Origin of the sequence: Methylothermaceae bacteria B42 (assembly GCA_001566965.1) — a bacterium.
GTDB lineage: Bacteria > Pseudomonadota > Gammaproteobacteria > Methylococcales > Methylothermaceae > Methylohalobius.
Genome location: LSNW01000006.1, coordinates 87,517 through 103,146, shown reverse-complemented (window position 1 = coordinate 103,146; position 15,630 = coordinate 87,517). Strand labels below are relative to the sequence as shown.

At 54.4% G+C, this 15,630-nt stretch carries 11 protein-coding genes; 5 read left to right on the top strand and 6 right to left on the bottom strand.

Annotated features, from left to right (window positions below; translation table 11 throughout):
• Positions 1-36: 36 nt before the first annotated feature.
• Positions 37-2,061, bottom strand: a complete 2,025-nt coding sequence (hppA, locus tag AXA67_04205; protein ID KXJ41796.1) for a sodium-translocating pyrophosphatase — start codon at positions 2,059-2,061, stop codon at positions 37-39.
• Positions 2,062-2,228: 167 nt separating this feature from the next.
• On the opposite strand from hppA, the gene AXA67_04200 reads away from it, so the two are divergent.
• Positions 2,229-3,728 (top strand): single-stranded DNA-binding protein, encoded by a 1,500-nt coding sequence (locus tag AXA67_04200; GenBank protein ID KXJ41824.1) that lies wholly within the window; start codon positions 2,229-2,231, stop codon positions 3,726-3,728.
• Positions 3,729-3,737: 9 nt separating this feature from the next.
• Here the strand turns inward: AXA67_04200 and AXA67_04195 are convergent, their stop codons facing one another.
• Genes AXA67_04195 through AXA67_04185 form a run of 3 tightly spaced genes read right to left on the bottom strand, consistent with a single transcriptional unit; the run spans position 3,738 to position 8,266 of the window.
• Entirely contained in the window at positions 3,738-4,649 is a 912-nt protein-coding gene (locus AXA67_04195) for a phosphate acetyltransferase (GenBank protein ID KXJ41795.1), read from the bottom strand.
• 22 nt (positions 4,650-4,671) lie between these two features.
• Positions 4,672-7,068 (bottom strand): phosphoketolase, encoded by a 2,397-nt coding sequence (locus AXA67_04190; protein ID KXJ41794.1) that lies wholly within the window; start codon positions 7,066-7,068, stop codon positions 4,672-4,674.
• Entirely contained in the window at positions 7,061-8,266 is a 1,206-nt protein-coding gene (locus tag AXA67_04185) for an acetate kinase (protein KXJ41793.1), read from the bottom strand. Before AXA67_04185 ends, AXA67_04190 begins: the two co-directional genes overlap by 8 nt.
• Before the next feature lie 141 nt (positions 8,267-8,407).
• Between AXA67_04185 and AXA67_04180 the strand changes: the two genes are divergently transcribed.
• A complete protein-coding gene (locus AXA67_04180; protein ID KXJ41792.1) occupies positions 8,408-9,526 on the top strand; it encodes a hypothetical protein in 1,119 nt (372 codons plus the stop codon).
• On the opposite strand, the gene AXA67_04175 is transcribed toward AXA67_04180, so the two are convergent.
• Positions 9,523-9,741 carry a hypothetical protein gene (locus tag AXA67_04175; protein ID KXJ41791.1) on the bottom strand — a complete coding sequence of 73 codons (219 nt, stop codon included), beginning with the start codon at positions 9,739-9,741 and terminating at the stop codon, positions 9,523-9,525. The two genes, AXA67_04180 and AXA67_04175, sit on opposite strands and share 4 nt — an antisense overlap.
• Positions 9,742-9,759: 18 nt before the next feature.
• On the bottom strand, positions 9,760-10,653 hold the full coding sequence (locus tag AXA67_04170; GenBank protein KXJ41790.1) for a polyphosphate kinase: 894 nt from the start codon (positions 10,651-10,653) through the stop codon (positions 9,760-9,762).
• A 61-nt stretch (positions 10,654-10,714) separates the two neighbouring features.
• Between AXA67_04170 and AXA67_04165 the strand changes: the two genes are divergently transcribed.
• From AXA67_04165 to AXA67_04155, 3 genes are read left to right on the top strand one after another with little or no spacing between them, the layout of a single operon-like run.
• On the top strand, positions 10,715-12,631 hold the full coding sequence (locus tag AXA67_04165; protein ID KXJ41789.1) for a helicase: 1,917 nt from the start codon (positions 10,715-10,717) through the stop codon (positions 12,629-12,631).
• 6 nt (positions 12,632-12,637) lie between these two features.
• The gene (locus AXA67_04160; GenBank protein ID KXJ41788.1) at positions 12,638-13,363 is read left to right on the top strand and encodes a hypothetical protein; all 726 of its coding nucleotides are present in this window, start codon (positions 12,638-12,640) and stop codon (positions 13,361-13,363) included.
• Positions 13,364-13,380: 17 nt separating this feature from the next.
• Positions 13,381-15,585 carry a hypothetical protein gene (locus AXA67_04155; protein ID KXJ41787.1) on the top strand — a complete coding sequence of 735 codons (2,205 nt, stop codon included), beginning with the start codon at positions 13,381-13,383 and terminating at the stop codon, positions 15,583-15,585.
• The last annotated feature ends 45 nt before the right edge of the window (positions 15,586-15,630 follow it).

The following is a 15,630-nucleotide window of genomic DNA, read 5'->3' as shown; positions in this document are numbered from 1 at the left end:
TGACAAATTCAACTTCCAAAGAGTAATTGTCACCGATCAGCTTAGAAATGGCACCAGTAGCAATGCCGTTAGGCTCAATACCTTTGTCATCGGATTGATGGCGGGGCCGGCGGTATCTTTGTAAGGGTCGCCTACTGTGTCCCCTGTTACAGCGGCGTGGTGGGCGGGAGAACCCTTGCCGCCGTAGTGGCCGGCCTCGATGTATTTTTTGGCGTTATCCCAAGCGCCGCCGCCGGTACCCATCGCCAGGGCCAATAATAACCCAGTGGCAATAGCCCCCATTAACATCCCGCCCACCAACAGCGCCATGCTGCCGGGCGGTGTCCACGGGACGGCCAGGGCGGCCAAGATCGGCGCCGCAACCGGTAAGGAACCGGGCAAGATCATACTGAGAATGGAGGAGCGGGTAAGCATGGCAACCGCCCGGGCGTAATCCGGGAGGGCGGTTCCGGCCAGAATGGCGGGATTTTCCTGAAATTGTCGCCGGACTTCCTCCACAATCCGGCCCGCCGCTTTGCCCACGGCATCCAGGGCCATGCCGCTGAACAAAAACGGCAGTAGGGCGCCGCAGAAAATGCCGCCCAGTACGAATGGGTCCTCCAAGGAAAAATTCAACAATTTCCCCGCAGTCCCAAATTCCAAACGGTAGGCGGCAAATAGCGCAAGCGCGGAAAGCCCCGCTGAACCGATGGCGAAGGCTTTCGTCAAGGCTTTGGTCATATTGCCCGCGGCATCCAGGGCATCGGTGGCGTCTCTCACTTCCTCAGACAATCCCGCCATCTCTACGATGCCCCCGGCATTATCGGCCACGGGGCCATAAGCATCGATGCTGATAACACTGGGTGTTAGCGCCAGTAGAGCAGTGGTTGCGATAGCGATGCCGTAGATACCTGCCAGTTGGTGAGCGGTAATAATGCCGAGAGCGACCAGCAGTGCCGGCAGTGCCGTGGATTTCATTCCCACCGCCAGGCCGGTAATGATGTTGGTGGCGTGGCCCTGACAGGATGCTCGGGCAATCCGTTGCACCGGAGAAAATCGTAAGCCCGTGAAAAAGGCGGTGTTGATGACCAGGCCCAAGCCAACTCCCAAGCCGACAAGCGCAGCAAAAAACAATGACGCATCCATATGCGTGAGCTTAAGGATGACGTAGTAGCCTGCGGCGGCAAGCATCAAACAGCAAATTACGGTTCTCAGCAAGGCTAACCCGACCTGTCTGTTTTTGGAGAGCCACAAACACTGGCCGCCAATCAATCCTGCCGTTAGAGCCGCGCCACCTATTGCTAAGGGAAAATATTGCAGCAGGGGTTGATGCGGCGACTGCCAGGCGGCAATGAGAAGCGTTGCCACTAGGGTGACCGTATAGCTTTCGAAAACATCGGCGGCCATGCCGGCGCAGTCGCCGACGTTGTCTCCTACATTATCGGCAATCACTGCGGGATTACGGGGATCGTCTTCAGGAATGTTTTGTTCCACTTTGCCGGCGAGATCAGCGCCCACGTCCGCGGCTTTGGTGAAAATACCGCCGCCCAAGCGGCCGAAAATACTGATCAGTGAAGCGCCGAACCCCAGCCCCGCCAATGGCGAGAGATTGGGGGACTGGGGGTTGAGGGCGGTCAGCAAAAAATAAAAGCCGCTGACTGCCGCCAGCGCCAAGCCGCCAAGCAAAAAGCCCGTGACCGAGCCGCTGCGGTAAGCAATTTGCAGTGCTTTGGCCAAGCTGGTTTGGGCTGCGGCGGCGGTCCGTACATTGGCTTGTACTGCCACCGCCATACCAATCATGCCTGAAAACGCCGAGCACAGCCCGCCAATGGCAAAGCCGCAGGCGGTCAAGGGACCAAATTTGGGGATAGACCATAAAAGGATAAAAATCCCCAGGCCCACAACGGCGATGGTGCCATATTGAACCCGCATGAATGCCGAAGCGCCTTCACGAATGGCCAGATAAGGCGTTCTCAACGCTTCGCCGCCGGTAGGCTGACGCAGTACCCAAACCGCGCAGATAAGCGCATACAAAGCTGCTGCCGCAGCGGCGCCAAGGCTTAGTTGCATGGTCCAATGCATGTTTCTTCTCCCCCAACACAATATCAAAATTCAGAAAATTCAAAGCCGGTTTGAACTCCTCTCTATTGGAATCCGTCTTATGGACATCAGTATTTACACAGCCACAATCCCTTGAAATAATGCATTCACAACTCAATTCCATCCTAACACAATCCAATATGACTCCCATGACCCCAGCCGTAGATGATTTGCTTCTGCTGCTCGATGTGCTGCCAGTTCCCCTGAAGGAAGTTTTCAGCGGAGAATCCCGCAAAGGACTGCTTGAAATCGTCATGGACTTGGGCCGTCTGCCCCAGGCCCGGTACGAAGACCGGTCAGTGATTTTGAGCGAGCTGCCAATCACCCGCGAAGATATTCATCACGTGGTTTCCCAAATGGGGGAATTCGGCGCCGACAACCGGGCTGGCATTGAAGGGACCCTGCATCGTATTTCCGCAATCCGCAACCGCAAGCAAGAAATCATTGGCTTGACCCTCCGGGTTGGCCGGGCGGTGACGGGTACCATCGATATGATTCGGGATCTGGTGGAATCGGGCCGCAGTTTATTGCTGTTGGGCCGTCCCGGCGTAGGGAAAACCACCAAGCTACGGGAAGTGGCAAGAGTGCTGGCCGATGATCTGGACAAACGGGTGGTAGTCATCGATACCTCCAACGAAATCGGCGGTGATGGCGATATCCCCCATCCCGCCATCGGTAATGCCCGGCGCATGCAGGTCAGTCACCCGAATCGGCAGCATGCGGTGATGATCGAAGCGGTGGAGAATCACATGCCCGAAGTCATCATTATTGATGAAATCGGCACCGAAGCCGAAGCCATCGCCGCCCGCACCATTGCCGAGCGGGGGGTTCAGTTGATTGGCACCGCCCACGGCAATACCTTGGAAAATCTGGTGCAAAACCCCACTTTGTCGGACCTGGTGGGAGGCGTGCAAACCGTCACTCTGGGAGATGACGAAGCCCGTTTTCGCGGTACCCAGAAAACCGTCAGCGAACGCAAGGCGCCGCCTACGTTTGAGCAAGTGGTGGAATTGGTGGCCCGGGATGAGCTGATCGTCCACACCGATACCGCTGCGGCGGTGGATGCCATTTTGCGGGGAGAAGAGGCTGGCGGATTGCGCCGCACGCCTGAAGGAGAAACCCGGGTGGAAGCAGACCCTGTTTCCGCAAACGGCCAAACCGACAAAACGCTCTCGCCAGAAGCCTTAAAAGGGGAAGTCCGTATCTATCCCTATGCCATCAGCCGCGACATGGTGGAACGGGTGATCCGCAGTTTCCGCTTCGACGCTCGCACCGTGGCCAATCCCGAACGGGCGGATATGATCCTGGCGCTGCGCTCCCGCACCGACGACGCCCGCTTGCGGCGCATCCTCAATGCCACCGGGTTGCCGTTGCATTCGGTCAAGAAAAACTCCACCGCGCAAATCCGTCGCCTGCTCCACAATGTATTTACCCAACCGGAAGAAGTGGCCAGCGAGGATATCGACGCCGCCGTCAAGGAAACCGAGGAAGCAGTGCAGAAGGTATTGGAGGAAGCCGTCGCCGTGGAATTGGCCCCCCAGCCCCGGGAAGTACGCAAAATCCAGCACCATATTGTCAATCGCTATCATCTGGTGGCGGAAAGCGTTGGCAGCGATCCGCTGCGCCATTTGGTGATTTATCCCGGTTGATATTGAAACTCAAAAGCCCATTTGATCCAAAAGCACGGCAATGGCGCAGGAAGCCAGCCGGCTTTTGGGGGGATCGGAACGGGAAGGCAACACGATGGGGACCTTGGTGCCGAGCACAATGCCGGCAAGGGTGGCATTGGCTAAATAGGCTAGATCCTTGGCAAGAATATTGCCGGCATTAAGATCGGGGGTAAGCAATACATCCACATCGCCGGAAACTTCGCTATCGATTTGCTTGATTTCCGCGGCCTTGCGGGAAATGGCGTTATCAAAGGCCAGAGGGCCATCGACGATGGCGTGCTTGATCTGCTTTCTCTGTGCCATTTTACTCAGGCAAGCGGCGTCCACGGTGGAAGGAATCTGCGGTTTGACCACCTCGACCGCGGACAAGGCCGCCACTTTGGGAATTGCGACGCCCAGCAGGTGCGCCAAATCGACAGCGTTTTGAACTATGGCCGCCTTTTGCATCAAGTCCGGGGCGATATTGATGGCGGCATCGGTCACATAGAGCAACTTGTGATAGTTGGGCATTTCGCCCAGGAACACATGGCTGACCCAGCGGCTGGTGCGTAAATGGGCCAATACTGGATGCATCAGGACATCAGTGTGAATCCAGCCTTTCATCAATCCCCGGACCCGGCCTTCGAGGACAAGTTGGACCCCTTTCTCCGCGGCTTCTTGTTCCGAATGGGCTTCGACGATGGGAAATTGGCCAAGGCCGGAATGGCCGATTTCAGAGATAACTTGCTGGATTTCAGTTTTATCTCCAATGAGTACCGGCTCGATCAAACCATGTTCGGCGGCTTCCCAGGCGCCTTCCAGGACATAAGTCTCCCCTGCGTCCACCACTGCCATGGGAAGTGGGGGATGAGGTTTGGCCTGTTGGATCAGACTTTCCAGGTCGATGGCGTCTTTGTGCATGGCTTGGCTGTCTCCAAAAATATTAAGAAGGGGGGTTATTTTGGCTGGGTAGCGTCCATTGCCAGTTGCGTATCTCCGGCATATCTTCGCCATAAAGGGTGATATAGCGATGGTGCTCAATCAATTTATCGCGTAGCAATTGTTTGACATGGGCCGCTTGAGAGCCCAGTTTCGGCACCCGGTCGATTACATCCATCACGAGATGATAGCGGTCAAGGTCATTGCGGACCGCCATATCGAAAGGCGTGGTAGTGGTGCCTTCTTCCTTATAGCCTCTGACATGCAGGTTTTTATGATTGGTGCGGCGGTAGCTGAGTCGATGGAGCAGCCAGGGGTAACCGTGGAAAGCAAACACAATCGGCTTGTCGGTAGTAAAGAGGATGTCGAAATCTTTGTCACTAAGGCCATGAGGGTGTTCCTCCGGCGGTTGCAATGTCATCAGATCTACCACATTGATCACTCGGACCTTTAAATCCGGCAGATGTTGACGCATGAAATCCACCGCTGCCAGGGTCTCTATGGTGGGAACGTCTCCCGCGCAAGCCATGACCACATCAGGTTGCGAGCCCTGGTCATTGCTGGCCCATTCCCAAATGCCAATGCCCGCCGTGCAATGCTTGATGGCAGCGTCCATATTCAGCCATTGGGGCTCTAGCTGTTTACCGGCAATAATCACATTGATGCAATTACGGCTTCTCAGGCACAGATCAGTGACGTACAGCAGCGTATTGGCATCAGGTGGAAAATAAACCCGGATCAGCTCGGACTTTTTGTTCACGACCAAGTCGATAAACCCCGGATCTTGATGGCTAAATCCGTTGTGATCCTGACGCCAGACGTGGGAAGTCAGCAAGTAATTCAAGGAAGCGACGGGCTGGCGCCATGAAACTTCCTTGGCCTCCTTGAGCCATTTTGCGTGCTGGTTGAACATGGAATCGACGATGTGGACGAATGCTTCATAGGTAGCAAAAAAGCCGTGCCGTCCGGTCAAAAGATAGCCTTCGAGCCAGCCTTGACAGGTGTGTTCGCTGAGAATCTCCATCACCCGGCCTTGGGGTGACAAATGATCGTCGCCAGAATGGGATTCTCCCAGCCAGACTCGCTCAGTCACTTCAAAGACCGCATTGAGGCGGTTGGAAGTAATTTCATCCGGGCCCATCAGGCGGAAGTTGCGAAGATCTTGGTTGCGGCGGATAACATCCCGTAAAAACCGGCCCATCACCCGGGTGGCTTCCGCCTTGATTGCCCCTGGATCAGGGACATCAACCGCGTAATCGTCAAATTCCGGCAGCCTGAGGTCTTTGAGCAATAACCCGCCGTTGGTATGGGGATTGGCCCCCATGCGTCGAAATCCCTTGGGAGGCAGTGATTTCAGATCAGGAATTAAGGCGCCGTTGGGGTCGAATAATGTTTCCGGACGGTAACTTTTGAGCCAGGCTTCCAATTGGGCAAGCCTCTCAGGGTGATGGTGAACATCAGCAAGGGGGACTTGGTGGGAACGCCAAGTGCCTTCCACCGGCAGGCCGTCGACTTCTTTGGGACCGGTCCAACCCTTGGGGGTCCGCAGCACAATCATCGGCCAGACAGGGCGGGATATACTGCCATTGTTACGGGCAGACTGCTGAATCGCTTTAATGTCTTGGATAACCTTGTCGAGAGTTGCGGCAAAATCTTGATGCACTTGGGCAGGATCTGATCCGGCCACAAAGTAGGGAGACCAACCGTAGCCTCTGAGTAATTGTTCCAGCTCTCCTTCAGGAATGCGCGCCAGTACCGTGGGATTGGCGATTTTATAGCCATTGAGATGCAAAATTGGCAGCACCGCGCCGTCGCTGGCGGGATTGAGGAATTTGTTACCGTGCCAGGCCGTGGCCAGGGGTCCGGTTTCCGCCTCGCCGTCGCCAATGACGCAACAGGCCAGCAAGTCTGGGTTGTCGAAGACCGCCCCAAAAGCGTGACTGAGGGAATAGCCCAATTCTCCCCCTTCGTGGATCGAGCCGGGCGTTTGCGGCGCGCAGTGACTGGGCACGCCGCCCGGAAAGGAGAATTGCCGAAAAAATTTGCGCAACCCTTCTTCGTCCTGGGTGATGGCCGGATAGAACTCGCTGTAGGTCCCTTCCAAATAGACATTAGCCAAAACCGCGGGGGCGCCGTGACCTGGGCCGGCAATGAAAATGGCATTGAGATCATAGCGGCGGATTGCCCGGTTCATGTGGACATAAATCAAATTGAGTCCGGGACAGGTACCCCAATGACCCAACAGCCGGGGTTTGACATGCTCCAGTTTTAGCGGCTCTCGGAGCAATGGGTTGTCCAACAAATAGATTTGGGCGGCGGACAAAAAGTTGGCGGCGCGCCAATAAGCGAGGATTTGTTCCAGTTCCTCGGGATTGAGGACGGGGTCAGGGGAATCAGCCATTGGGGTGCCTCCTTAATAATGCCAAGACGTTGTTGGCGATCTCCAGGGCTTCATGGGTGGCGATAACTAGAATCTTTATTGTGCCATGGTTGGATTGAATTTCCATGACATCTTCAGGAGCACCCTGATTTTTATCAGCATCCACTATTAGCCCTAATTTTTCTAGTCCCTCACAGCAACGTCGGCGGACTTCTGTATCGTGTTCTCCAATGCCACCGGTAAAGATCAGCGCATCCACTTGGCCGAGGACAGCATAATAAGCGCCGATGTATTTTCTTATCCGGTAGCAATAGACTTCCAGGGCTAATCGGGCTCTTGGGTCGCCATTTTGAATTGCCTGATGTATCTGGCGCATGTCTTGGAAGCCTGCCAGGGCTTTGAGGCCGCACCGATGATTAAGGTACTGATCCAATGTTTCAGGATCGAAGCCCTGACGGATGAGATAGGGGAGGATGCCAGGGTCGAGATCACCGGGCCGAGTACCCATCACCAACCCTTCCAATGGCGTCAACCCCATCGAAGTATCGATACTATGGCCTGCGGTGATGGCCGCCGCGCTGGCACCGTTGCCCAAATGTAAAGAGATGAGATTGAGATTTTCCAGAGGCTGATTTAAATATTCCGCTGCCCGTTTGGCAACATAGGCATGGGAGATACCGTGAAAACCGTAACGGCGCACGCCATATTTCTTATACCATTCCTCCGGAATGGCATAGCGGAAGGCGTGTTCGGGCAAGGTTTGGTGGAAGGCGGTGTCGAAGACGGCTACTTGAGGGATGCAGGGCCAAAGTTGACCGGCTATTCGGATGCCTTCTAAATTGGCGGGGTTATGCAGCGGCGCGAGTGGAATGGTGTCTTCAATGGCCTGGATGACCGCATCGTTTACAAATACAGGTTCGTGGAATCTTTCTCCCCCGTGAACGACCCTATGGCCAATTGCCTTTAGATGGCGGTTTTCCGAGAGCCATCCTTCCATTTCAAAGAGCCGGGTAAGAATGGTCAATCCATCATGATGATTGTGGGCGGCAACGATTTGCTCTTGCTTGGGTTGCCCAGCGTGGGTGAAGAGCAGCCGGCTTTCCCCGCTGCCAATCTCCTCCAGAATCCCTTCTGCCAAGGGCGAAAGCCCTTCGCAAGTAAAGAACTCAAATTTGATGGAAGAACTGCCGCAGTTAAGGATGAGTAGTATTTGATCCATCGGCAATCCTGTATGGCATGTGGTATTGCTTCAATATTGCACGGGCCAATGAAATTTTCAATGAAATTCATGGGTTGCGATTTAGGTATGGTTGAGTAGATGTGATGAAATAGTAAATTGCGTTCAACGATGGAAGCAAACATGAATACCGCTTTATTCAATCTTGGATTTCGCCCTTTCTTTTTAGTGGGCGCGGCATTTGCCGTCTTTTCCATGGCGCTGTGGGTTGGACCCTTTTTCCCCACTGCTCTAATGTGGCATGCCCATGAAATGGTGTATGGTTTCGCCGTGGCCATCGTCGCCGGTTTTTTGCTGACCGCGGTCAGGAATTGGACCGGGATACAGACCCTTTATGGATTGCCGTTGGCGGGACTGGTTGGGATATGGTTAAGTGCTAGACTGTTGGCTTTGAGCAAGGCTACTCTCCCGTGGGCGGCATTCTTGGATCTGGTTTTTTTACTGGCTTTATGGGCCGCCGTGTCCTGGCCGATTGTTCAAGTCAAGCAACGGCGTCAGTGGGGAATTTTGACCTGTCTTGGGTTTGTGGTCTTGGGACAATTGATATTTGCCCTGGGCGAATTCGAAGTCTGGAGAGCAGGGCAACGTACCGGCATTCTCATCGGCTTGTATGCCGTTCTCGGTTTGATTTTCATTCTTGGCCGGCGGGTAATTCCGTTCTTTACTGAAAGGGGCGTGGGATATCCCGTGACCATAAAACAATACCCGTGGCTGGATCGCTGGCTTATGCCGATTTATTCACTCTTTGCTGTGTTGGTAATAGTTTTTCCAGAAATTGTGGTGGATCGGTTACTGGCAATGACTTTGGCCGTTTTACATGGCATTCGTCTTGCCGGATGGCATACGCCGGGCATTTGGCGCAAACCCTTGTTATGGATTTTGTTCGTGGCCTATGGTTGGTTGATTATCGGGTTCGCGTTGTATGGCGCAGGCATGACGAGTCTTGCCGTTCATGCCTTTGCCGTCGGTGGATTGGGTGGCATGATTTTAGGGATGATCTGCCGCGTCAGCCTGGGCCATACCGGCCGCAATATCCATCAACCACCCAAGGCAGTGGGCGCGCTCTTTTTGCTGTTAATGACCGCTGCGGTTTTTCGCACGGCAATGCCCCTGTTTTTTTCAGAATATACCGTGGTTTGGTACCGGCTGGCAGGCATAACATGGATTGTAGCTTACCTTGGTTTTTTGTGGTGGTACGCGCCAATGTTGTGGCAACCGCGGGTGGATGGGAAACCAGGTTAAGCGCCCTTCTCCGCCAACCGCCGGGTTTCCATTGCCAGTTGCTCCAGTTTGTCGGCGGTTTTTTCCAGGGCTTCGAGTACGGCGGCGTCGATGGCGGCTTCTATCAGAAGGATAAGTTCATCCATGTGTTCTTCTTCCAAACCTTGGATTTCTTCCCGGGAAAGCAGGGTTTTGAATTGCTCGACGACTTTTTGCGCATGGGTGAATTCGTTCATGGATACTCCAAAATCCTATTAATCCGAGGGACGCAGGCTGATGGGTTTTTCGCCCTTTTCGTAAATTTCGTGGGGGCGGCCGACCAGTTTTTCATCGGGGGGAATGACGACCTCGGGGTTTTTGTTGGGGTAGGGGGTATGATAGAGAACATAACGCATGCAATTGATGCGGGCGCGTTTTTTGTCGTCGGACTTGATCACAGTCCAGGGGGCATCGGCGGTGTCGGTGTAGAAGAACATCGCTTCCTTAGCCTTGGTATAGTCGTCCCATTTGTCCAGGGATGCCAAATCAATGGGACTTAATTTCCATTGTTTTAGAGGATCGGTGCGGCGGGCCTGGAAGCGGCGGAATTGCTCGGGGCGGCTCACCGAGAACCAAAATTTGAACAAGCGGATGCCGCTATTGACCAGCATGCGCTCCAGTTCCGGGGCCTGACGCATGAATTCCAGATATTCCGCGTCGCTGCAAAATCCCATGACCCGTTCCACCCCAGCCCGGTTGTACCAGGAGCGGTCGAAGAAGATCATCTCTCCGGCGCTGGGCAGGTGCTGGATATAACGTTGAAAATACCATTGTCCCCGCTCGTACTCGGTGGGCTTTACCAAGGCGACGACTTGCGCGCCACGGGGGTTGAGGTGTTCCATGAAACGCTTGATGGTGCCTCCCTTGCCGGCAGCATCGCGGCCTTCGAACAACATAAGGATTCTTTCGCCGCTGTCCTTGACCCAGTTTTGCAGTTTCAATAATTCGATTTGCAGTTCTTGCTTGAGTTTCTCATACTCCTTGCGCTTCATTCGTTCCTTGTAGGGGTAGTCGGGGGGCAAGGATTTCGATTTAATGGTTTTTTTATGCAGAGCCGTGGGGGAATTGGCCACTGCCTTGGTAATGGTTTTTGCTGGCGTATCGTCCATAGGGGAAGGATATTTGGAAGTTTTAAGGTTTCACTAATACTATAGATTTGATGTATTTTACATGCAAGAAATAGCCGCTTTTTTTTCCACTACCGGCGCGCTTTCGAAAGCCATCGGCAATTATCAACCCCGTCAAGCCCAGGTGGAGATGGCCCGTGCCGTTGCCCGGGTGATTGCCGAAGGCGGTATTTTGGTTGCCGAGGCCGGGACCGGCACGGGCAAAACCTTCGCCTATTTAGTGCCTGCGTTGCTTTCTGGCCAACAGATCATCGTCTCTACCGGTAGCCGGAATTTGCAGGATCAGCTGTTTCTCAAGGATTTACCGTTGCTGCGCAAAGCCCTTGGCAGACCGTTCCAGCTGGCCCAACTCAAAGGCCGAAGCAATTATATGTGCCATTACCGGATGCAGCAAACCTTGGAAGCGGATCTGTTGCGCGATGATCAAGACCGGGCGGACCTGGCCAAGGTTCGCCAGTGGATGGCCATGACCCGGGTTGGGGATATTGCTGAATTCGACGGTTTGCCTGAACATTGGTGGGGTTGGGGCGCGGTGACATCGACGGAGGACAGCTGCCTAGGGCAAAATTGTCCCTTTATTTCCGATTGTTTTCTCCTTAAGGCCCGCCAGCGCGCCCACAAGGCCGATTTGCTGGTGATCAATCATCATTTGTTATGCGCCGATTGGGCGCTGCGGGAGGATGGCCTGGGTGAATTGTTGCCGAGGACCCAGGCGGTGATTGTGGATGAGGCCCATCAATTTGCCGAAACCGCAACCAGGTTTTTGGGCGATAACATGACCTCCCGGCAACTTCAGGAACTGATTCGTGATTGCGCCGTGGAGCAGCAACAGGCGGGGATGGTAACCCCTGCGGCCACTCAGGCGTTACAGGAATTACATCTGGCCTTGAATCAAGTACAAAATCAACTGGGACAAGTACCGAGGCGGGGCGTGGGGGCCGATTTGGAAGGTGTATTTACACTGGCTACCCTGCAGGAGTCATTGACTCGCACAGTGGAGGCCTTGGCGCCCTTGGCGGGGGCCAGTGAGGGATTGGAGGTATGCTTTCAGCGGGCGCAAACGTTAAAAGAACGTTTGGCGACATGGTTGGCGGGGGACAAGCCCGATTGGGTGCGTTGGTTTGAAGTGGGAAAGCGCAGCTTTGCCCTGCATGCCACGCCTTTGGAAGTATCCGCTTCTTTCGCGGGGTATCGCAAGGCCTCCGAAGCCGCATGGATTTTTACTTCCGCCACATTGAGCGTGGCGGGTAAATTCGATCATTTTCTCAACCAACTGGGTCTGGCAGAACCGTCGGTGAAAGCCAAAGTATGGGAAAGCCCTTTTGATTATGCCAACCAGGCTCTCCTGTATTTGCCGCCAGGGTTGCCGGATCCCTCGGCTTCCCATTACACTGCCCGGGTGGTGGCGGCAGCCCGGCCGGTGCTGGAAGCCAGCGGCGGGCGGGCATTCTTCCTGTTTACCAGTCATCGGGCATTGCAGGAAGCAGCCGCCTTGCTGTCTGATTCGTTGCCTTTTCCGTTATTGATTCAAGGGTCGGCGCCTAAAGCGGTATTGCTCGACCGCTTCCGGAAACTGGGCAATGCGGTATTGATGGGAACGGCGAGCTTTTGGGAGGGGGTGGATGTGCGCGGTTCCGCGCTTTCTTGCGTCATTATCGACAAGCTGCCTTTCGCCGCATTGGGCGATCCGGTTTTTCAGGCCCGGCTTGCCAGCTTGCGCCGCCGTGGGCACAATCCCTTCCTGGAATATCAATTGCCGTCCGCGGTGATTGCGCTGAAACAAGGGGCGGGAAGGCTGATCCGGGGGATGGAAGACCGGGGCGTGCTGATGCTATGCGATCCCCGATTGATGAACAAAAGCTATGGCAGGGTGTTTTTGGCTAGTCTGCCGCCAATGCAGCGGTGCCGGGAATTAGAGCAGGTGCGGAAGTTTTTTAACAACCCATGCTTTCCAAAATAGGAACAAATGAAAATTCTAGCCATTGAAACCGCCACCGAAGCCTGTTCTGCCGCTCTTTTCATGGATGGCAAAGTACTGGAGCGTTTTGAGCAGGCGCCCCGTCAGCATTCCCGTCTGATTCTTCCCATGGTGGATGAATTGCTGGCACAGGCCCAACTGCCCCCCGGCCAGTTGGATGCGGTGGCCTTTGGCCGGGGCCCGGGTTCTTTTACCGGCCTTAGAATTGCGGCGGGAGTTACCCAGGGAATCGCGTTTGGCTCAGATTTGCCAGTGGTGCCGGTTTCTACATTGGCGGCCATGGCTTGGCAAGGACTGACGGAAAAACAAGCCGATTATGCTTTGGTGGCTCTGGATGCCCGGATGGCAGAGGTTTATTGGGGGGTGTATCGAAAAGTTTCCAATATCTCTACTGCAGTAGACGGCAAGGAGACACTTGAGATTGAACTCGAAGCGCCGGAAATAGTGATTTCTCCCGATGAAGCGCCTGTGCCGCTTCCTGATTCTGCCAGTGCGTTGGCGATAGGGGCAGGCTGGGAAGCGTACCAAGCGCAATTACGCCGGCGGGTGAAAGGGGTGCAATTGGTCGCCCTCCGGCCGGAAATATTGCCCCGGGCCGGTGTGGTTGCCAGGTTGGCGGTTAAACCGCTTCGTGAGGGGAACACCTTGCCGCCTGAACAAGCCCAACCCGTTTATTTGCGCGACAGGGTAGTCACACTCAAGAATTCAAGCTAAAACAGACTGGAGTTTCAATGGGCCAAACATGGAAAACCACCTGGAAGGGCGATTTATACGGCGGCGTTACTGCCGCTATCGTCGCCTTGCCTTTGGCCCTGGCATTCGGGGTCGCGGCCTTTTCGGTATTGGGGCCGGAATACACCGCCCGTGGCGCTCTGGCGGGGTTGATGGGGGCGTTGTATACGGGATTTTTGGCAGCGCTATTTGGCGGCACGCCCGCCCAGGTCACAGGTCCTACAGGTCCCATGACCGTGGTGGCATCGACATTTATCGCAGATTTGGTGGCCGAACATGGCGAGAACATCCCGGTCATCATTTTGTTTTTAGGGTTGGCGGTGTGTATCGGCGGCGCCTTGCAGGTAGTATTTGGGCTTCTGGGAGGCGGCAAGCTGGTAAAGTTCATGCCTTATCCTGTGGTGGCCGGTTTTATGAACGGGATCGCCATCATTATTTTCCTCGGTCAGATCAAGCCGTTTTTGGGCATTACCGGTGCCTGGGCGTCCTTTGATTGGCATCAGGCGGTAACACCCGTCATCGTGGGGATCACCAGTGTTGCCGTTATGTTGTCGTGCGTGCGCTGGTTGCCCAAGGTGCCGGCGGCATTGGCGGCCTTGATTGGCGGCATTGTGGTTTATTTATTGATGGCAGAGACGGGGCTGGCGCCCGATACGGTGGAGAATAATCCGCTGGTGATAGGCAAAATGCCTAATCCTTTTGCCAGTATCCAGCAAATGCGAGAGTTGACCCCCATATTTCATCCAGAAGCCTTTGAACATATTGAGTTTTTCGATCTGCGGATGGCGATCGAAGGGGGCGTGGCCTTGGCCATCCTGGGATCCATTGATTCATTATTAACTTCATTGATTGCAGACCAAATAACTCACCAACGCCACGATTCCAACCGGGAATTGATTGGTCAAGGCATCGGCAACATGGTCAGTGGGCTGGGGGGTGGCTTGCCCGGGGCGGGGGCGACGGTGCGCACTGTCGTCAACGTCCGCGCCGGCGGGAGAACCCGCTTGTCGGGGATGCTGCATGCGCTCATCATCGGCGTGGTGGTGGCGTTTTTGGGGAATTACGCAGCGTGGATTCCCATGGCGGCGCTGTCGGGGATTCTGTTTGTCACTGCCGTGACCATGGTGGACTATTACTCTCTGCGCTTGATCAAGCGCCGCCATGCCCGCAGCGAATTTGCGGTCATGGCAACAGTGACCTTGATTACCGTTACCGTCGATTTGATGATTGCGGTGGGTATCGGCGTCATCATAGCCACAATCTTGTTTGTGGTTCAGCAAATCAAACAGCCGGTGGTTCAGCGCAAGTTGCGGGGCAACGAGGTTTTTTCCCGCCGCCGTCGTAGCCAGCAGGAAGTGGCTATTTTGATGCGGGAAGGAGCTAAAACCCTGCTTTATGAACTGCGGGGGGCGCTGTTTTTCGGCACTGCCGATGCATTAATTACCGAGGTGGAGCAAGATGCTGAGTCTGCGGAGAATTTTATCTTCGACTTTTCCCGGGTCAGTGAAATCGATTTAAGTGCGGTCAAGGTATTATTTTTAATCGTGGAAAGGTTGCAAGATAGAGGAAAAAGGGTCTATTTCAGCGGCTTGGAAGATCGGGGAGAGGATTTCTCCATATTCCAGGTGCTGCAAGAACTGGGTGTCCTGCAAATGGTGGGAGCAAAGCGGGTTTTCACCGCTTTTTACTGGGCCTTGGAAAATATAGAAGATGAAATATTAAGCCACCTGATACCCAATTACGAAGGCAGAGAACATCCTTTGACACTACGGGACTTTGCTTCTTTTGCTGATCTAGAAGACCACGAAATCGAAGAAATTCAGAGGTTTTTGCACGAACGTTCGTTTAAACGGGGCGAGATTTTATTTGGCCAAAACCAGCCTATCGATCACCTGTATTTCATTCGCAGCGGCAGGTTGGGACTTTGGCGGCATTCGGACAGTCATGTCATCTGTTTGACCAGTTTGGCGGCAGGCTCGGTGGTGGGTTGGCGGGCGCTTCTGGATCCCGAACATCAGTATTTGGATACCTTGCTGCGGGCGGATACCGATGGCAGTGCCTATGCCATTTCCCACGCCGAGTTGGAATCTTTGGCCCTGGGCCAGCCAGCCATCTATATTCACTTTCATAAAGAAGTGTTACGCTATATCTCTGACCGGATTCAAATCCTTAATGCCCAGTTGGCTTTACTAGAAGAGCGCTAAGTTGTTTTCTTGACATGGAATACAACGCAAGGCGCCGGATTATGT